The organism is Streptomyces sp. NPDC021749 (assembly GCF_040640655.1).
In the GTDB taxonomy this organism is placed as follows: domain Bacteria; phylum Actinomycetota; class Actinomycetes; order Streptomycetales; family Streptomycetaceae; genus Streptomyces.
This window is the reverse complement of the sequence record NZ_JBFACE010000003.1, coordinates 260,856-279,607: the sequence shown is the minus strand read 5'-3', so window position 1 is coordinate 279,607 and position 18,752 is coordinate 260,856. Positions and strand designations below refer to the sequence as shown.

At 70.8% G+C, this 18,752-nt stretch carries 16 protein-coding genes; 4 read left to right on the top strand and 12 right to left on the bottom strand.

The window, feature by feature from the left end:
- The first annotated feature begins 24 nt into the window (after nucleotides 1–24).
- Together AB0G35_RS04900 and AB0G35_RS04895 are read left to right on the top strand one after the other, a co-directional pair.
- The gene (locus AB0G35_RS04900; protein ID WP_360943707.1) at nucleotides 25–1,119 is read left to right on the top strand and encodes a sugar kinase; all 1,095 of its coding nucleotides are present in this window, start codon (nucleotides 25–27) and stop codon (nucleotides 1,117–1,119) included.
- 25 nt (nucleotides 1,120–1,144) lie between these two features.
- Entirely contained in the window at nucleotides 1,145–1,363 is a 219-nt protein-coding gene (locus AB0G35_RS04895) for a zinc ribbon domain-containing protein (protein ID WP_030806040.1), read from the top strand.
- Nucleotides 1,364–1,479: 116 nt separating this feature from the next.
- On the opposite strand, the gene AB0G35_RS04890 is transcribed toward AB0G35_RS04895, so the two are convergent.
- The 4 genes from AB0G35_RS04890 to AB0G35_RS04875 all read right to left on the bottom strand — a co-directional run bounded on the left by AB0G35_RS04890 (nucleotide 1,480) and on the right by AB0G35_RS04875 (nucleotide 6,720).
- Nucleotides 1,480–2,103: a class I SAM-dependent methyltransferase gene (locus AB0G35_RS04890; RefSeq protein ID WP_360943840.1), complete on the bottom strand. Its 624-nt coding sequence runs from the start codon at nucleotides 2,101–2,103 to the stop codon at nucleotides 1,480–1,482.
- A 105-nt stretch (nucleotides 2,104–2,208) separates the two neighbouring features.
- The gene (locus AB0G35_RS04885) at nucleotides 2,209–3,039 is read right to left on the bottom strand and encodes an HAD family hydrolase (RefSeq protein WP_360943704.1); all 831 of its coding nucleotides are present in this window, start codon (nucleotides 3,037–3,039) and stop codon (nucleotides 2,209–2,211) included.
- Nucleotides 3,036–5,519 carry a phosphoribosyltransferase gene (locus tag AB0G35_RS04880; protein ID WP_360943701.1) on the bottom strand — a complete coding sequence of 828 codons (2,484 nt, stop codon included), beginning with the start codon at nucleotides 5,517–5,519 and terminating at the stop codon, nucleotides 3,036–3,038. The genes AB0G35_RS04885 and AB0G35_RS04880 overlap by 4 nt, the downstream gene beginning before the upstream one ends.
- Before the next feature lie 28 nt (nucleotides 5,520–5,547).
- The gene (locus tag AB0G35_RS04875) at nucleotides 5,548–6,720 is read right to left on the bottom strand and encodes an HpcH/HpaI aldolase/citrate lyase family protein (protein ID WP_360943698.1); all 1,173 of its coding nucleotides are present in this window, start codon (nucleotides 6,718–6,720) and stop codon (nucleotides 5,548–5,550) included.
- A gap of 217 nt (nucleotides 6,721–6,937) precedes the next feature.
- Here AB0G35_RS04875 and AB0G35_RS04870 point away from each other — a divergent pair, with 217 nt between their 5' ends.
- On the top strand, nucleotides 6,938–8,053 hold the full coding sequence (locus AB0G35_RS04870; protein WP_360943695.1) for a TerD family protein: 1,116 nt from the start codon (nucleotides 6,938–6,940) through the stop codon (nucleotides 8,051–8,053).
- Between the two features lie 36 nt (nucleotides 8,054–8,089).
- On the opposite strand, the gene AB0G35_RS04865 is transcribed toward AB0G35_RS04870, so the two are convergent.
- The 6 genes from AB0G35_RS04865 to AB0G35_RS04840 form a co-directional block, all read right to left on the bottom strand.
- Nucleotides 8,090–8,833 (bottom strand): Tellurium resistance, encoded by a 744-nt coding sequence (locus tag AB0G35_RS04865; RefSeq protein WP_351529310.1) that lies wholly within the window; start codon nucleotides 8,831–8,833, stop codon nucleotides 8,090–8,092.
- A gap of 97 nt (nucleotides 8,834–8,930) precedes the next feature.
- Nucleotides 8,931–10,070, bottom strand: coding sequence for a DUF475 domain-containing protein (locus AB0G35_RS04860; RefSeq protein WP_360943691.1), 1,140 nt, complete (start codon nucleotides 10,068–10,070; stop codon nucleotides 8,931–8,933).
- 52 nt (nucleotides 10,071–10,122) lie between these two features.
- The gene (locus AB0G35_RS04855) at nucleotides 10,123–10,698 is read right to left on the bottom strand and encodes a TerD family protein (protein WP_360943688.1); all 576 of its coding nucleotides are present in this window, start codon (nucleotides 10,696–10,698) and stop codon (nucleotides 10,123–10,125) included.
- Nucleotides 10,699–10,879: 181 nt separating this feature from the next.
- Complete coding sequence (locus AB0G35_RS04850; RefSeq protein ID WP_033268713.1) at nucleotides 10,880–11,455, bottom strand: TerD family protein; 576 nt, start codon at nucleotides 11,453–11,455, stop codon at nucleotides 10,880–10,882.
- Between the two features lie 170 nt (nucleotides 11,456–11,625).
- Nucleotides 11,626–12,084 carry a peroxiredoxin gene (locus tag AB0G35_RS04845; RefSeq protein WP_030806072.1) on the bottom strand — a complete coding sequence of 153 codons (459 nt, stop codon included), beginning with the start codon at nucleotides 12,082–12,084 and terminating at the stop codon, nucleotides 11,626–11,628.
- A 145-nt stretch (nucleotides 12,085–12,229) separates the two neighbouring features.
- Nucleotides 12,230–12,661, bottom strand: coding sequence for a DUF3052 domain-containing protein (locus AB0G35_RS04840; RefSeq protein ID WP_030414571.1), 432 nt, complete (start codon nucleotides 12,659–12,661; stop codon nucleotides 12,230–12,232).
- Between the two features lie 519 nt (nucleotides 12,662–13,180).
- Here AB0G35_RS04840 and aceE point away from each other — a divergent pair.
- Nucleotides 13,181–15,913, top strand: coding sequence for a pyruvate dehydrogenase (acetyl-transferring), homodimeric type (gene aceE, locus AB0G35_RS04835; protein ID WP_360943683.1), 2,733 nt, complete (start codon nucleotides 13,181–13,183; stop codon nucleotides 15,911–15,913).
- Between the two features lie 128 nt (nucleotides 15,914–16,041).
- Here aceE and AB0G35_RS04830 read toward each other — a convergent pair whose 3' ends face one another.
- Both AB0G35_RS04830 and AB0G35_RS04825 read right to left on the bottom strand, forming a co-directional pair.
- Nucleotides 16,042–16,476, bottom strand: coding sequence for a peptidase inhibitor family I36 protein (locus AB0G35_RS04830; RefSeq protein ID WP_360943680.1), 435 nt, complete (start codon nucleotides 16,474–16,476; stop codon nucleotides 16,042–16,044).
- A 589-nt stretch (nucleotides 16,477–17,065) separates the two neighbouring features.
- Entirely contained in the window at nucleotides 17,066–18,667 is a 1,602-nt protein-coding gene (locus tag AB0G35_RS04825) for an MFS transporter (RefSeq protein WP_360943677.1), read from the bottom strand.
- Between the last annotated feature and the right edge of the window lie 85 nt (nucleotides 18,668–18,752).

Here is an 18,752-nt window from a genome sequence, read left to right as displayed (position 1 = left end):
CCCCCAGTGGCGGGAGAGGCACCGGTGAAAAGAGGGGCGGGGACGGGAACGGGGACGGATGCGGAAGCCGGGGGCCCGGGGCCGGAGGCCGAGGAGGAGCAGGGCGAGCGGCCGCTTCTCCCGGCCCGGCCCGGCCGGCCCGACGTCCTCACCTTCGGCGAGACCATGGTCGCCCTACGCGGCAGCGGCCCGCTGAGGCTCGGCGGCACGATGCAGGTCTCCGTCGCGGGGGCGGAGAGCAACGTGGCCATCGGTCTGGCCCGGCTCGGGCACGCCGTGAGCTGGGCGGGCGCGGTCGGCGACGACGAGGCCGGGCAGTTGGTGCTCCGTACGCTGCGGGCCGAGGGCGTCGAGGTGTCCGGCGCCACCGTGGACCCCGGCGCGCCGACCGGGCTGCTGATGTTCGAGCCACGCCTGCCCGACGTCACCCGGGTGCACTACTACCGCACGGGTTCGGCCGGCTGCCGGCTCACCGCGCACGCGATCGAGGCCGCCTTCGACGCCGCCACGCCCCGGATCCTCCATCTGACGGGCATCACCCCGGCCCTCGGCCCCACGGCCCTCGCGGCGTCCCGGCACGCCCTCGAACTGGCCCGCCGGGACGGCGCGTTGATCTGTCTCGATGTGAACTTCCGCGCCCGCCTGTGGTCCGCCGAGGACGCTGCCGCCGTGCTCCGGCAGTGGATGCCGCGCGTGGACGTGCTGATCGCCTCGGACGACGAGCTCCCGCTCTGTCTGCCCGAGGGGGCGGGCGGGGCAGACGGGTCCGGTGCCGGCCGGATCGCCGCGCTCGCCGCGCAGGCAGAGCCGCTGCTGGAGCTGGGCGTCGCCGAGGTGGTGGCGAAACTGGGCGCGGACGGGGCCGCGGTCTTCACCGGTGACGAGCCCCTCCACCGGCCCGCCACACCGGTCCGCGCCGTGGACGCCGTGGGTGCCGGGGACGCGTTCGTGGCGGGGTACCTCTCGGCGCTGCTGGACGGCGAGGGGCCCGCGGGACGCCTGGAGCGGGCCGTGACCACCGGGGCGTTCGCGGTGGCCTCGCACGGCGACTGGGAGGGCGCGCCGACCCGTGCGGAGCTGGGCCTGCTGGGCGCGCCGCCCGGGACCGTCGTGCGCTGACCGGCGCCGCGGTTAATCTGTGGCCATGCCTCGTTACGAATACCGGTGCCGCCCCTGCGGCAGCACCTTCGAGCTGAACCGGCCGATGGCCGAGTCCTCCGCCCCGGCCGTCTGCCCGGAAGGCCACGAGGACACCGTGAAGCTGCTCTCCACGGTCGCCGTCGGCGGCTCGGCGGCCGCCCCGGCCCGGAGCGCGCCGAGCGGCGGGGGCGGCGGCTGCTGCGGAGGCGGCTGCTGCGGCTGACCCGCCACGGCCCGCCCCACCGCGGGCCCGCGTCCTGCCGTCGGCGGGCGGCCGGCGGCTGCCCGCCGCTCGTGCCCGCCGACCGGTTGCGCGGTCTGTCCGCCCGCTCGTGCCTGTTACCGCTTGCGGGCCAGCGTCACCCCGTCCGCCACGGTGAGCATCACCGCCTCCATCCGGGCGTCCGCCTGCACATGGTCGTTGAACGCCCGGATCGCCAGCGCCGATCCGGTGGCCGCCGGGTTGACGACCTCGCCTTTGTAGAGGACGTTGTCCGCGACGATCAGGCCGCCGGGCCGCATCCGCGGTACCAGCTCCTCCCAGTAGGCGATGTAGCCGCCCTTGTCGGCGTCCAGGTACGCCAGGTCGATATGCGGTTCGGACGGCATCGCCCGGAGCGTCTCCAGGGCGGGCGCGATGCGCAGGTCGATGCGGTCCGCGACGCCGGCGCGGGCCCATGCCTCCTGGCCGTAGGCCGTCCACTCCTCCGAGATGTCGCAGGCGATCAGCGTGCCGTCCGCGGGCAGCGCCTGGGCCATGGACAGCGCCGAGAAGCCGGTGAAGGTGCCGACCTCGACCACCTGGCGGGCACCGATCAGCCGCACCAGGAACGCCAGCAGGGCGCCCTGCTCCTCGGCCGACTGCATCGCCGCGGCGTCGGGGAACTTCTGGTGGGTGAGCTCCACGATCTCGCGCTGTGCGGGGTTCAACTGCGGGTTGTGGGCGAGGACGTAGTCGTACATCTCCGCCGTGATCGGCGTGCTCTTGGACTCGGCCACGGGCTCTCCTCCAGATCGAGATCGGGTGTCGGCCGATCACCGGAAGTGCGGCCGGCCGCCCTCGCGAGACTAGCCGAGGTCCGGGGCCGCCCAGCGGTTTTCCACAGCCCCCAGGAAAGCCCGGACGATCTCCTCGCCCGCGGCGGCGCCCCGGGCGTCGAGCGCGCTCACGTGGCCGGCCTGCCAGCCGGAATCGGCCAGTTCGCCGTGGCCCGGCCGCCAGCCGCGGTCCGCGGCCAGCAGCAGGTCCGCGTCGAGCAGGGAGTCACCGGCGGCGAGCACCTGGGACGCCCCGGTGCGACGGGCCACCTCCGCCACGGCCGCGCTCTTGGTCAGCGGCCGGGGCACCGCGTAGATCTTGCGGCCCTGCAGGGAGACGGTCCAGCCGCGCTCCCCCGCCCAGCGGGCGAGTTCCTTGACCCAGGTGTCGGGCAGCAGCGCCCGCTCGACGACGAGGTAGGCGAAGAGGTCCTCGGCGACCCGCTCCTTGAGCAGCCAGGCCGGATCGGCGGTGCGGACCAGGTGTTCCCGGATCTCGGCCAGGGGCGCGCACTGCGCGGCGAGCCGCTCCGCGACGGTGCGCCGCCAGTCCGGGTCGGACTCGCCCCGGACGAGCAGATGGCCGCCGTTGGCGCAGATCGCGAACTCCGGCGGCGGGCCGGGGAGATGGATGCGGCCGTACTGCTCGCGGGTGCGGGTGGTGGTCGGGACGAAGGTGGTGCCGGCGGCGAGTTCGGCGAGCAGCCCGGCGGCCGTCTCGGTCATGTAGGAGAGCGGTTTGCCCTGGTAGACCTCGACGCACAGCAGCCGTGGAGCCTCGGCGTCCGGCATGTCGAGGCCGAGGGCCGGGGCCGAGTAGATCAGCGTGCGGTCGAGATCGCTGGCGACGACCGTGCTCATGCCGAGACCACCGCCTTGCCGTCGGCACCGGTGGCGCCGCGGGTGAAGCGCGGGTGGATCAACCCGACGCAGCTGTAGGGGAGTTCGTCGACCTCTTCGACGGGCACGCCGCGCTGTTCCGCCAGGAGACGGACATGGTCGAGGTCGGTTCCGGCGCCGCGTCGGGCCAGGATCTTCCAGGGGACCCGGCGCAGCAGCACGCGCGTGGTCTCGCCGACGCCGGGCTTGACGAGGTTGACGTCGTCGATGCCGTACTCCGCACTGATCCGCTCGACGGCCGCCCAGCCCTCCCAGGTGGGGGTCCGATCGGCGCCGGCCAGCTCCTTCACCTCCGCGGCGACGTCCTCGGCGACCTCGTCGAAGCAGGCGCTGACCGTGTCCAGGAACGCCCGCGAGACATCGGCGCCGGCCAGTTCGCGGTAGAACTTGGCGCCGTGGAAGTCGTCCGGGCCGACCAGGTCGTCGCGCAGGACCGTGCGCGATATCAGGCCGGAGACGGTGGAGTTGAGGCAGGCGGACGGGATGAGGAAGTCGTCGCGGGTGCCGTAGGTCTCGACGCAGCCGCCGGGGTCGGCGAGCACGGCGATCCGCGGGTCGAATCCGGGGAAGTCGGCCAGGGCCTGGGCGAGTTCGCGGGTGATGGCGCCCTTCCCCGTCCAGCCGTCGACGAAGACGACGTCCGCCGGGTCGTGGTGGGCGGCCAGCCAGCGCAGTGCGGTGGTGTCGATGCCCCGGCCGCGGACGATGGAGACGGCGTAGTGCGGCAGGTCGAGGCCGTGGGCGTGCCGGGCCCAGCGGCGCATCAGCACGCCGACGGGAGTGCCCGCCCGCGCCAGGGACACCAGTACGGGGCGGGGGCTGCGCTCGGCGAGCACGGTCTCGGTGACCGTGCCGACGGCGCGCGCGATCCGGCGCGCGGAGCCCTGCAGCGCACTGTGGAACAGCGCCTGGTAGCGCTCGCTCGGCTGGTACTCGACCGGCAGCGACTCGGCGTAGTGGGCGCCACCGCGCTGGATCGCCTCCTCGCGTTCCTCGGTGGGCGCTTCCAGGGTGACGTCGGACAGGTCCTGCAGCAGCCAGCCGACCTCGTCGGCGTCGTAGGAGGAGAAGGCGGGGCCGCGCAGCGGCTCGGGGAGGGGCATGGGGGCGGCCTGGGGTTGCGGGGTGTACGAGGGGACGACGGCGAGCAGCAGCCGGTCGGTGTGGCCGGCGAGCCGGTCCAGCAGGCCTCCGGGGGCCTGTAGTTCGGGGCGGTCGCCGTGCGAGTCCACCACGGCGACGACGGCGTCGAAGCGGCGGTCCGGGTCGCTGCCTGCGGCGACGTTGTAGGCGTACCGCTCGCCCGGGCCGTCGGCCGGCCGGTCGTGGGCGGGGAAGGACAGCCGGGTGCGTATCGCGTAGCCGGGGTCGTCCACGGGGAGGACGGGCGAGCGGGTGGTGGTCGAGAAGTGCACCTCCGCGCCCGCGCCGAGGTGGGAGTCGAGGGCCCCGGCCAGCCGCAGCGGCGCGTACATCAGCTCCTCGTTGCCGAGGACGAGGATGCGGCGGGCGCCGTCCAGATGGGGCGCGAGGCGGGCCGCCATGCCCGGGAGTGCCGCCTCCAGGCGGGCGCGGTGCGCCGGGGTGAAGCCGTGCCGCCCGCCGTCCGGCAGCCCGGCGGGCCAGCCGAGGTCGATGCGTACGACGTCCGCGCGGGCTCCGTCCTCGGGTCCGGGCGGGCCTTCCGGAGTCGTCGGTTCCACCGGCGTGCGGGCCTCGTGTTCCGCGACCAGCGCCTGCCCGCGGGCCAGCACGTCCTCGGGCAGGCATACGCCCCCCGCGGCGAGCGTCACGAGGTCGACCCGGGCGCCCAGTTCCGCGGCGAAGTCCTCCAGCCGGCCGCGGTCCGCGTCGGAGCGCATGTCGACCAGGGCGACGACGACGTAGTGGGCGCGCGGGAAGCGGGCGTGCAGCGCGCTGATGGTGTTCAGGACGGTGCGGCCGGTGGAGAACTCGTCGTCGACGAGCACCAGCGGCCCGTCCCCCGCGAGGAGTTCCCGGTCCTCGGGGAGCAGCAGGTGCGAGGTGGCGTGGCTGTGCTCCTCCTCGAACCCCGCCTGGTGGGCCACCCCTTCGACCGGCCGGCGGGTGGAGTGCAGATACGGCGCGAGCCCCAGCCCGTCGGCGACGGAGTGCCCGAGACCGGTGGCGGTCTCGGCGTAGCCCAGGACGACGGCGCGGGCGGCGGCCTCGTCACCGAGCAGCGCGCGCACCCGGCGCCCTAGGCCCACGCCCGCGCCGTGCACCACGTCCGGCCGCTGCGGTACGTGCTTCCCGAGCACGTTCGAGACGAGCAGGTGGGCCCGCTTGGGGTTGCGCCGCAGCGCGAGTCCCAGCAGGCCGGTCAGCTCGTCCCCGCCGCTCAGCGAGACGCCGAGCCGGCCGGCGACCCATTCTCCCGTCCAGACCACGCGTTCCGTCTCCTCCGTCGTGCCGTTCATGTCGTTCGTCGTGTCCAGGTGTTGGTGCTCAGGTCTGCGGCAGGCTCGCCGTCAGCAGTTCCACGAAACCGATGCCCTCCCGGGCGACGCCGAACGCCTCGGCCCGCAGCAAGGTGCGCTCCGCCCAGGCGCGGTGCGGCTTCACCTCATTCATCTTGTTCGTGTAGGCCGAGCGCAGGACCCCGCCGTCGCAGCGTTCCGGCCGCAGGATGTCGACCGCGTCGCTGAACTCCTCGTGGCTGACCACCGAGAGGGCGTGCACCGGCGCGACGTGCGAGGGGTGGATGCAGGTCTTGCCCTGCAGGCCGTTGGCGCGGTCGAGTTCGATCTCGCGCAGCAGGCCGTCCATGTCGTGCTCGATCAGCGCGGTGCGCAGTTCCTCGGCGCGTCCGAGGAACGGCGAGCGGCGCAGCTGGGGCTTGAACATCCGCTCGTGCAGCCGGAAGTACTCCCAGACCGGCCCGGTGACGGTGAAGCCGGTGCCGTCCGCCCGGCCCAGCACGTTCACCACGTCGGCGATCACGGAAGCCACGATCTGGACGTCGTACGCCGTCATGTCGGGCGCCCTGCGCAGCCCGTAGGCGGAGCAGAAGTCCGTGACGCCCAGGCGGAGGGCGAGCACGCGGTCCCGGTATTTGTCGACGGTGCGGGCGATGCCCTGGAGTGTCTCGGGGCGGGTCTCCAGGTGGAGCAGCTCCGGGGATTCCAGTACCGGCATCGCGAACAACCGCCGGCCGCAGTCGGACTCGGCCGCGGTCAGCGCTTCGAGGAACGGCACGCCACGTTCTTCGGTGAACTTCGGAAGTACAAATCCAGACAGTCGCTGCGCGGCCGGGCCGATACGGCGGATCAGGTCCGGTATCTGCGTGGCCGTCCGTACCCGGATGAACAGCAGCGGCAGGTCCGTGCCCGTCTCGGCCGCCTCGTCGAGCAGTCCGAGTTGCCGTACGAGGTTCTCCTCGCCGGCCGCGACGTCCCCGTCCCCTATGGAATCCTCCAGGCACAGGACCATGGACGTCACGCCGCGCCCGGCCTGTTTGAGCACGTCGGAGGCGAGTCGCGGCCGGGTGGCGGGGCTGTAGAGGGTGGCGCCGAGGGCGGCCGCAAGCGTGCGGGCCGGGGAATCCGCGGTGAACTCCACCGGCTCCTGGTGGAACAGTGTCTTCCGGATGTCGGGCGGAAGATGCCCAAAATGCCGCATATAACTCCCCGAATACATGCGGGACCCGGGCCCCCCGCTGCGTCTCGCTGTCTGGATCCAGCCGGTAATCGTACGTCTGTGGGGGTGGGGTTGGTTCCCGCGTGCGTGAAAATCACGTAACCCTCATGAGGCGCCCGGGTGTCCGGACAGACGCCCGACGCACCGGCTCGCGGGCCCCGCGTTGTCCCTGCCACCTCCGGGAAGGCAGGATTGCCGCATGACGCACGCGATGTTGAAAGGGTCGAACGTACCCCTCGACGCCACGGCTGTCCGGGCCGTCCTGCGCTGGACGCCCGGCGCCGACGTTCCCGACGTCGATGCCTCGGCGCTGCTGGTGGGGCCCGAGGGGCGCGTGCGTTCCGATGAGGACTTCGTCTTCTACAACCAACCGCGGCACCCGAGCGGTCTGGTGCGGCATCTGCCCAAGGCCCCGCTCGACGAAAGTCTGGCCGAAACCATCGAGGCGGACCTGGCCCAACTGGATCCCTCGATCGAACGGGTCGTACTGGCCGCATCCTCCGACGGCGGTGCCTTCGCGGGCGTAGCCGACCTGCGTGTGCTGCTGTACGACGCGGCGGCGGGCGACGGCGAGCCGATCGCGGTCTTCGACGTGGTACCCGAGACCGGCGACGAGACCGCCCTGATCTGCGGGGAGTTGTACCGCCGTGCCGAGTCCTGGAAGTTCCGCGCCCTGGGACAGGGGTACGAGAGCGGCCTGACGGGCCTGGCGACCGAGTTCGGCATCTCGGTGGAGGAGAACGACGACGGGGCCGGTGGCGACGCCCCCTCGGAGGGCGCGGCAACGGCCCCCGCGGCAGCGGCACCGGAAGCAGCCGCGCCCGCCTCGGACGCCACCACGGCGGTCGCCCCGCCCCCGCGCAGCGAACCGGCCGGCACCGGCGCCGTCACCCCGCCGCCCAGCACCTGGCCCGAGGGGGCGTCCGGCCCGGGAGCCGCGGCCGACGCGCAGACCTACCCGGCGTCGGACCCGGAGGCCGTCACCCAGCACGTGGCGGACGCGATGCCCGAACCCTTCTCGGCCGCTCCGCTCCCGCCTGCGGGCGCCGCGCCCCAGCCGCCGACGGCCGCACCGACGGGCGGTTACGGCTACCCGCCGCACGTCCCGCCGCCGCCCACCCAGCCCCCGGCCCAGCCCGGCTACGGCTACCCCGGCCCGCCCCCGCAGTACGCGCCGCAGCAGCCGCCACCGCCCGCGTACGGCTACCCGCAGCAGCAGCCGGCCCCGGCGTACGGCTACCCGACCCAGCAGTACCCCGCGCCGGACCCGTCCTTCGTGCTGCCGCCGCAGGGCCCTCAGTTCCAGCGCCGCTAGCCGGCGGCCGGCCGGGCCGGTGCGGTGCGGTGCGGGTCAGACCTTGGACTTATATCCGCGCCCCCACTGGAGGCCCCAGCCGTACAGCCGGTCGAGCTCCGCCTGGAAGCCGTAGACGTACTTGACCTCGCGGCGCACCGTGAGCTCGCCCTTGGTGTTCTCCAGCGTGAAGATCGCGCAGGACCGGGCCTGTGGCGCCCGCTCGTCCAGCTTGACCTCCACCCGCGGCCCGCTGCTCGGATAGAGCGTCACGACCGCGTGCGTGCGGTCGAACGCCGGCGTGCCGTCGTAGATGTAGACGAAGATCAGCAGCCGCTTGATCTCGTCGCGGTGGTCCAGGTTGATGTACAGCGTCTCGCCGGACCCCGAACCGAACCGGTCGTCGCCGCTGAGCTGCACGAACGGCGGGCCGTTGAGGTCCCCGAGGAAGTTCCCCAGCGGCTGCACCACGCCCTTGGTGCCGTCCTTTAGCTCGTACAGGCAGGCCAGGTCCAGGTCGACGTTGACCACGGCCGGGCCCTGCGCCTGGACGATCTCCGGCTTGAAGAGCTTGCCGGGGTGCCGCAGCAGCCCGCCCCTGCCCTGTCCGCCCCGCTCGTGGAAGTCGGAGGTCCGCATCTGCCAGTGCAGATTGACCCGCAGATGCCCGGCCGCCGCGCCCTGCTTGGTCAGCGAGATGACCGGACTGCGTTTCGTCAGCTCGACGACGTATGACGCCCCGCCGCTGTCGAAGTCGAATTTCTGGGCGCCACCGCGCCACAGGTTCCCCAGGAACGACACCTTGCCCACCCCATACCTCGGCCCCAATTACCGCGGGGCGGCCCGGGGTCCGTACCCCGGGCCGCCCCGCAGAGAGCGTTCCTCAATCAGCGCCGCGTCACACGCCGGACGCGACTTCCGGTTTTGCTCCGGAGGTGTCGCCCGGCTTGCCCTCGCGCCGGTTGCGGATCACCGACGAGGCGAACGAGAGGCCGATCAGCACCACACCGACCAGACCGGTGACGACCTCGCTGATCTCGTACTTGATCGTGATGAGCAGGATGACGGCGAGCGCGCCGATGGCGTAGTGCGCGCCGTGCTCCAGGTAGACGTAGTCCTCCAGGGTGCCCTTGCGGACCAGGAAGACCGTCAGCGAGCGGATGTACATCGCGCCGATGCCCAGGCCCAGCGCCATCATGAAGATGTCGTTGGTGATGGCGAACGCGCCGATGACGCCGTCGAAGGAGAAGGACGCGTCGATGACTTCGAGGTAGAGGAACAGGAAGAACGCGGCCTTGCCCGCCAGGCCGACCGCCGAGCCGGCCCCCTTCGTCGCGGGCGTCGCGGCGGCCGCGGTGGCCTCCTCGCCGTCCTCGTCCTCCTCGTCCTCCAGCTTGCCCTCGAAGTAGCCCGAGATGCCGCCCACGACGAGGTACGTGATCAGGCCCGCGACACCGGACAGCAGGACCGTGGCGGTCTTGTCACCGCCGCCGTGCGCGACGTCCGTCGCCACCGTCATCGCGCTCACCAGCAGGGCGACCAGCGCGACGATGACGGAGAGCATGTCGAGCTTGCCCATCTTGGCCATCGGCTTCTCGATCCAGGAGAGCCACTTGTAGTCGCGCTCCTCGAAGATGAAGTCGAGGAAGATCATCAGCAGGAACATCCCGCCGAAGGCCGCGATGGCCGGGTGGGCGCTGGTGACCAGCTCCTGGTAGTGCGCCTTGTCGTTGAGGGCGAGCTTGACCGCCTCGATGGGCCCCAGTTTCGCGGTGATCGCGACGATCACGACCGGGAAGACCAGGCGCATGCCGAACACCGCGACGAGAATGCCGATGGTGAGGAAGATCTTCTGCCAGAAGGCATTCATCTTGCGCAGGATGCCTGCGTTGATGACGGCGTTGTCGAACGAGACCGAGATCTCCAGAACGGACAGGATCCCGACGATCGCGAGCCCCTGCCACCCCCAGAGCACGCCGGCCAAGGCGAGACCGATCACCGTGATGGCGAACGACCAGCCAAAGGTTTTCAGGAGCACTGCCTACCCAATCCCTCGCTGTGTGGGTCCCCCGCGCGCAGCGCGCGGCGCTTTACGAAACGTTGACCCCGAAGTCTAGAGCGATGCCCCGGAGACCCGACGCGTACCCCTGTCCTACTGCCCGGAACTTCCATTCGCCGTTGTGGCGGTACACCTCGCCGAAGATCATTGCGGTTTCACTCGATGCGTCCTCACTCAGGTCGTAACGGGCGAGTTCACTGCCGTCGGCCTGATTCACGATCCGGATGAAGGCATTGCTGACCTGGCCGAAACTCTGGCCGCGCAGATCCGCCTCATGGATCGAGACCGGAAAGACGATCTTGTCGACCTGTTCGGGCACCTGCGAGAGGTCCACCAGGATCGACTCGTCGTCGCCGTCGCCCTCACCGGTGAGGTTGTCACCGGTGTGCTCCACGGAGCCCTCGGGGCTCTTGAGGTTGTTGTAGAAGACGAAGTACTCGTCGCCCAGCACCCGGCCCGACCGGCACAGCAGCGCGCTGGCGTCGAGATCGAAGGGCGCGCCGGTCGTGGACCGCGCGTCCCAGCCGAGGCCCACCATGATCTGGGTGAGATTCGGCGCGGCCTTGGACAGGGAGACATTGCCCCCCTTGGCGAGCGTGACACTCATCGTTCGCTTCCTCCCCGGTGTCGTACGGGCCCGCCCTGGCGCGGCCCGGCTCCTTCCACGCGCGCCCGGCGCCGCACTCCCCGGACGGGGCGTACGGCGCCGGGCGCGGTCACTCTCCCGGCCGGGCGGCCGCCACTGCGGCACTTGCCCGGCCGAACGTCGGCGATCGGCTCGGGGCCGGTCAGACGTTGACGCCGAAGTCCTGGGCGATGCCGCGCAGGCCCGAGGCGTAGCCCTGGCCGATCGCGCGGAACTTCCACTCCGCGCCGTTGCGGTACAGCTCGCCGAAGACCATGGCGGTCTCGGTCGAGGCGTCCTCGCTCAGGTCGTAGCGCGCCAGCTCGTTGTTGTCGGCCTGGTTGACCACGCGGATGAAGGCGTTGCGGACCTGGCCGAAGCTCTGCTGGCGGGTCTCGGCGTCGTAGATCGACACCGGGAAGACGATCTTGGCGACATCGGCGGGAACGGCGGCGAGGTTCACCTTGATCTGCTCGTCGTCGCCCTCGCCCTCACCGGTGATGTTGTCACCGGTGTGTTCGACCGAACCGTCGGGGCTCTTCAGGTTGTTGAAGAACACGAAGTTCTGGTCGTTGGCCACCTTGCCCTGGTCGTTCGTCAGCAGGGCGCTGGCATCCAGGTCGAAGTCCGTACCGGTGGTGGTACGCGCGTCCCAGCCCAGACCGACGACGACCGCGGTCAGATTGGGGGCTTCCTTCGTCAGCGAGACGTTGCCGCCCTTGCTGAGGCTGACTCCCACGAGTCCTCCCGTAGATTCGAGGGGTACGTAAAGATTTGCGCCCCCATCGTGCATGGCATCGGATCAACGAATTGATCCTAGTGACCGGTTCCCACCGATTGCAGATATCGCACCTGGATCGCTGCGGATGTCGGCGCGGCGTGCTCCGGCGGGTGGGAGAGCGCCCCGGTTCAGAGGGCTTCGAGGGCCTTGACGTAGTCGTTCAGGTCGCGGGCGTCGGGCAGGCCGTTGACGACCGTCCAGCGGACCACGCCCTCCTTGTCGATGACGAAGGTGCCGCGCACCGCGCAGCCCTTCTCCTCGTCGAAGACGCCGTAGGCGCGGGAGGCCTCGCCGTGCGGCCAGAAGTCCGACAGCAGCGGGTACTCCAGGCCCTCCTGCTCGGCGAAGACGCGCAGCGAGAACGGGGAGTCGTTGGAGACGGCCAGCAGCTGGACGTCGTCGTTGACGAACTTCGGCAGCTCGTCGCGGAGGGCGCACAGCTCGCCGGTGCACACGCCGGTGAAGGCGAAGGGGTAGAAGAGGAGGACGACGGCCTTCTCGCCGCGGAAGTCGGAGAGCTTGACCAGCTCGCCGTGCTGGTTCTTCAGCTCGAAATCCGGAGCCTTCGTGCCGACCTCGATCGCCATGGGGGTGCTTCCCTTCCGCTCACGCTCAACAGAACGCGACCACCCTACGCGCCGGGGCACCTGGTCGGGGACCCGACCTGAGCGGGGCCGAGCCCCCTCCGGAACAGGGCGGAGGGGGCTCGGTGGCGGATGAGAGGCCCGCGGCTCAGCGCTTGCCGGACTTGGGCGTGACCAGCCGGCTGCCGGTCCAGTCCTTGCCCGCGTTGATGCTGCGGGTCTGCGACAGGCCCGCGGTCTGCGCGGCTTCGTTGATGTCGCTGGGCTCGATGTAGCCGTCACGGCCGGTCTTGGGCGTCATCAGCCAGATCTGGCCGCCCTCGTCGATCAGACCGATGGCATCCACCAGCGCGTCCGTGAGGTCGCCGTCTTCATCGCGGAACCACAGCAGAACGACGTCGGCCACATCGTCGTAGTCCTCGTCGACGAGATCCTGGCCGATCACGGTCTCAATGGCTTCGCGGAGATCCTGGTCGACGTCATCGTCGTAGCCGATCTCCTGGACCACCTGTCCGGGCTCGAACCCCAGCCTGGCGGCAGGGTTGGTCCGCTCCTCCGCGTGGTCCGCGGTCGCGCTCACGGATTGCCTCCTGTCATGTTTCGGAAAATGCTCGGGGACTCCGCGCGTGCGCGGAGCATTGGGCGTAGTCCACACGGGCCGGGCGGATCGCGCAAGTACCCGGCGGTCCAGACCGCCGAAACGGTGACGTTTGGCGGCGTCTCGCCGCAACCGCGACCCCCGGGAGACAGGGTGAAGTGATTCACACCACAGCGTTCTGCGGGGTTTATCGGGTAGTCGCGCGTGACTGGTCCCTTCGGGGGGTGGCCGGGCCCGGCACCGGATCTCATTTCGGAGAGCGTACGTCCGTACGCGAAGCACTTTCGGCGTGGGCGTATGGTTGCGATTTGGCCGACCTGAGAAATCGGCCTTTTCAGCGCCATCTCTCAGCGGATGGTTACCCATCGGTAGAGGTGACGTATCGCTGTGGCTCGGTACACGATGGAAGACGGCGCGACACCAAGGCAGAGACAGCATTCGTCCCGTGCACGGCATGAATAGCGTGCGGAGCACGACACGACCCGAACACGAAGGAACAGCGTGGCTTCCGGATCCGATCGCAACCCGATCATCATTGGCGGCCTTCCCAGCCAGGTCCCGGACTTCGATCCCGAAGAGACCCAGGAATGGCTCGACTCGCTCGACGCGGCCGTCGACGAGCGAGGCCGGGAACGTGCCCGCTATCTCATGCTCCGGCTGATCGAGCGGGCCCGCGAGAAGCGCGTGGCCGTGCCGGAGATGCGCAGCACGGACTACGTCAACACCATCGCGACGAAGGACGAGCCGTTCTTCCCCGGCAACGAGGAGATCGAGCGCAAGATCCTCAATGCGACCCGGTGGAACGCCGCCGTGATGGTGTCCCGCGCCCAGCGCCCCGGGATCGGCGTCGGCGGCCACATCGCCACCTTCGCGTCCTCCGCCTCCCTCTACGACGTGGGCTTCAACCACTTCTTCCGGGGCAAGGACGAGGGTGACGGCGGCGACCAGATCTTCTTCCAGGGCCACGCCTCGCCCGGTGTCTACGCCCGCGCGTTCCTGCTGGACCGGCTGAGCGAGGCCCAGCTGGACGCCTTCCGCCAGGAGAAGTCCAAGGCCCCCAACGGCCTGTCCAGCTACCCGCACCCGCGGCTGATGCCGGACTTCTGGGAGTTCCCGACCGTCTCGATGGGCCTCGGCCCGCTCGGTGCGATCTACCAGGCCCGGATGAACCGCTACATGGAGGCCCGCGGCATCGCCGACACCTCCAAGTCGCACGTGTGGGCCTACCTCGGCGACGGCGAGATGGACGAGCCCGAGTCGCTCGGCCAGCTGTCCATCGCCGCCCGGGAGGGCCTGGACAACCTGACCTTCGTCGTGAACTGCAACCTGCAGCGCCTGGACGGCCCGGTCCGCGGCAACGGCAAGATCATGCAGGAGCTGGAGTCGCAGTTCCGCGGCGCCGGCTGGAACGTCATCAAGCTGGTCTGGGACCGCAGCTGGGACCCGCTGCTCGCGCAGGACCGCGACGGCATCCTGGTCAACAAGCTCAACAGCACCCCCGACGGCCAGTTCCAGACGTACGCGACCGAGACCGGCGCGTACATCCGCGAGCACTTCTTCGGCGACGACCACCGCCTGCGGAAGATGGTCGAGAACATGACCGACGACCAGATCCTGCACCTGGGCCGCGGCGGTCACGACCACAAGAAGATCTACGCGGCCTATGCGGCGGCCAAGGCGCACAAGGGCCAGCCGACCGTGATCCTCGCGCAGACCGTCAAGGGCTGGACGCTCGGCCCGAACTTCGAGGGCCGCAACGCGACCCACCAGATGAAGAAGCTGACGGTCGACGACCTCAAGGGCTTCCGCGACCGGCTGCACCTGCCGATCCCGGACAAGGACCTGGAGGACGGCCTGCCGCCGTACTACCACCCGGGCCGGGACTCCGAAGAGATCCAGTACATGCACGACCGCCGCAAGTCGCTGGGCGGGTACGTGCCCACCCGTGTCGTGCGGGCCGAGCCGCTGCAGCTGCCGGACGACAAGGCCTACGCGGGCGCCAAGAAGGGCTCGGGCCAGCAGAAGATCGCCACGACCATGGCGTTCGTCCGCATCCTGAAGGACCTGATGCGGGACAAGGAGATCGGCAAGCGCTTCGTGCCGATCGCGCCCGACGAGTACCGCACCTTCGGCATGGACGCGTTCTTCCCGTCGGCCAAGATCTACAACCCGCTGGGCCAGCAGTACGAGTCGGTGGACCGCGAACTGCTCCTGGCCTACAAGGAGTCGCCGACCGGCCAGATGCTGCACGACGGCATCACCGAGGCGGGCTGCACGGCCTCGCTGATCGCGGCGGGCTCCGCCTACGCCACGCACGGCGAGCCGCTGATCCCGGTCTACGTCTTCTACTCGATGTTCGGGTTCCAGCGCACCGGTGACCAGTTCTGGCAGATGGCCGACCAGCTCGCGCGCGGTTTCGTGCTCGGCGCCACCGCGGGTCGTACGACGCTGACCGGTGAGGGCCTCCAGCACGCCGACGGCCACTCCCAGCTGCTCGCCTCGACGAACCCGGCCTGTGTCGCCTACGACCCGGCCTACGGCTACGAGATCGCCCACATCGTCAAGGACGGTCTGCGGCGGATGTACGGCGAGAACTCCGAGGACGTCTTCTACTACCTGACCGTCTACAACGAGCCGATCGTGCACCCCGCGGAGCCGGCCGACGTCGACGTCGAGGGCATCCTCAAGGGTCTGCACCGCATCAAGCCCGGTGAGAAGGGCGAGCACGCCGCCCAGATCCTCGCCTCCGGCGTCGCGGTGCCGTGGGCGATCGAGGCCCAGCAGATCCTCGCGGACGAGTGGAACGTCAAGGCCGACGTGTGGTCGGCGACCTCCTGGAACGAACTGCGCCGCGACGCGGTGGAGGTCGAGGAGCACAACCTGCTGCACCCGGAGGAGGAGCAGCGCGTCCCGTACGTGACGCAGAAGCTGCAGGGCGCCGAGGGCCCGAAGGTCGCGGTCTCGGACTGGATGCGTTCCGTCCCGGACCAGATCTCCCGCTGGGTCCCCGGTACGTACCAGTCGCTGGGCGCCGACGGCTTCGGCTTCGCGGACACCCGTGGCGCTGCCCGTCGCTTCTTCCACATCGACGCGCAGTCCATCGTCCTGAGCGTGCTCACCGAGCTCGCCAAGGAGGGCAAGGTCGACCGTTCCCTGCTGAAGCAGGCCATCGACCGCTACCAGCTCCTGGACGTCGCGGCCGCCGACGCGGGTGAGGCCGGCGGCGACGCCTGATCCTCCCGCGGCCTGCCGCCGCACCGCTTCCGTCGCGCCCCCCGGCCGGTGTCCTCCACCGGCCGGGGGGCGCGGTGGTGTGCGGCCCGGCGGGCCGGCGGCTCGCGGTGGCGGCTGCGGTGCGCGGTTCATCGCTCCCACACCTTGAACGCCCTTACCTGGTAAGGGGATCGGGGCACCCAGGTGCCGCCGCCGGGGTAGGTGTTGTACTCGGCGGTCTCGGCGCACTCCGCGCTCTGGTAGGTGGTGACCGGCCGGCCCATCCGGTTGGCGAACGAGGCGGCGCTGATGCCCTTGGGCAACGGGATGCAGCTCTCGATGTCCGTGTCGGACAGCTCGAAGGTCCGCCGCTTGCCGGCGAAGTCCGCCCTCGGCCAGAGGCACAGCTGCCCCGCCGCGCACTCCCCCGAGGCCGCGGCGGTGCGGCCGGTGGTGGCCGCGTGCGCGGGGACGGTGCCGAGCGCGGACGGCAGGGTAAGCACGGCGGCCAGGGTGGCGAGGCCGGTGAACAGCGCGGTGGCGGTGGTGGTGGCGGACGTGTGCGGACGCAGACGCAGACGCATAGGAATCTCTCCCCCGTGAGGTACGTGACGTTCCGCGGCGGGCGGCTGCCCGCGGCGGGTTCGTCATCGACCTTCGCCGGGCCGCGGGGCGGTTGCCAAGGCCCGGCCGGGTCCACCACCCGGATCAGGTATGTGGACAAGCGGACCGGACCGAAACGGCGCTGCGGCGTACCAGGTTGACGTGGCTCGGGCCGGCCGAGCGGTCCGCCGAAACCGTTCTTCGCGGCCTTCTGCCGGGAGCGGCGCCAAGGGCGTCACCTGTAATGCGCGCAGGGGCCGGGTCGGTTCCCGGACCGGCTCACCAGGATGAGGGATTCGGCGTTCCGGAAGGGGCCAACTGCCGCTTGGCCCGCGGCCGATGGGCCGTACGGCGGCCCGGAGCGGGGGGTTGACGCGGCGGGTGCCAGTTCCGCGCGACGGGCCGGCACGGGCGGCGTGCGCGACGGGGCGGCGATGGCGCGCGGGGAAGGCGGCGTGCGCGACGGCTGCGTACGCGACGGCGCGCGGCCCGCCGAGGACTGCCTCGACCGGCCGCGCGCCGGGTGATACGGGGTGGGCCCGGGGCGCTCACGTGCCCGGGCCGCCCGGGTCAGATGTGGCCGACGCCGGCTCCCGCCTCGGCGTTCGCACCGCGCTTGGTGAAGAGCGCGACGACCGCCGCGACGACCGCGACACCGCAGGCGACGGTGAAGGCCAGGCCCATGCCGGACACGAAGGTGTCGTGCGCGACCGAGGTGATCTTCTGCGCGAACTCCGGCGGGGTGTGCTTCGGGACCGGTGCGATACCGGCCGAGACGGCGTCGGAGACCTTCGGCATCTGGGCGGGCGGGATCGGCGGGAGGCCGGCCGACTGCCACTTGCCCGGCAGGTCGTTCTCCACGCGGGAGGCCATCACCGCGCCGAGCACGGCCGTACCGAGGCTGCCGCCGACCTGCATGGCGGCCTGCTGGAGACCGCCGGCGACGCCGGAGAGCTCCAGGGGCGCGTTGCCGACGATGACCTCGGTGGCGCCGACCATGACGGGCGCGAGTCCGAGGCCGAGCAGCGCGAACCAGACGGACATCGGCCCGGTGCCGGTGGCGGTGTCCAGCCCGGACATGCCGTACATGGCGACCGCGGTGAGGACCATGCCGCCGACCAGCGGGATGCGCGGGCCGAACTTGGTGATCAGGGCACCCGCCACCGGGGAGCCGACGATCATCATGCCGGTGAGCGGGAGGAGGTGCAGACCGCTGTCCACGGGCTTCATGCCGTGGACGTTCTGCAGGTAGAACGTCACGAAGAACAGGCCGCCCATGAAGGCGAAGGCCATCAGCACCATCAGGATCGTGCCGGCGGTGAGCGGCACGGAGCGGAACATCCGCAGCGGGATGAGCGGTTCGCGGACCTTGGTCTCCAGGAGGGCGAACAGCGCGAACAGGACCACGGCCCCGATCAGGAAGCCCCAGGTCTTCATGTCGCCCCAGCCCCAGTCCGTCGCCTTGATCAGCGGCCAGATGAGGCAGAACATCGCGGCGGAGAGCAGCACGATGCCGGGGACGTCGAACGAACGGGGGGCGTTCTCCGCGCGGTGGTCCTTGAGGATCACCAGGCCGAGGACCAGGGCCAGCACGCCGACCGGGACGTTGATGAAGAACACGGACTGCCAGTTGACGTGCTCGACCAGCAGTCCGCCCACTATGGGGCCGCCGGCGGTGGAGGCGCCGATGACCATGCCCCAGATGCCGATCGCCATGTTGAGCTTCTCGGCCGGGAAGGTGGCGCGCAGCAGTCCGAGGGCGGCGGGCATCAGCAGCGCCCCGAACAGGCCCTGGAGCACGCGGAAGACGATGACCAGCGTGACCTGGCTGGAGAAGCCGATGGCTCCGGAGGCGGCGGCGAAACCGATGATGCCTATGAGGAAGGTCTGCCGGTGACCGAAGCGGTCACCGAGCTTTCCGGCCGTGATCAGCGAGACGGCCAGGGCGAGCATGTAGCCGTTGGTGATCCACTGCACGTCGCCGAACGAGGCGTTGAGATCTTCCTTGATCGCCGGGTTGGCGATGGCGACGATCGTGCCGTCCAGGGCCACCATCATGACGCCGATGGCGACGGAGAAGAGGGTCAGCCACGGATGGCCTCGCAGCCCCCTCGGGGGCTCCGGTACGGGAAGTTCCGGCGCGGCGTGGGCGACCGGGGTCTGAGAACTCATACCCGAAGGGTAATGTCAGCGACTGACAATTGACAAAGCGATTCATGAGTCGGTAACTGTCATCTCCCTCACAGGTAACCTGAGC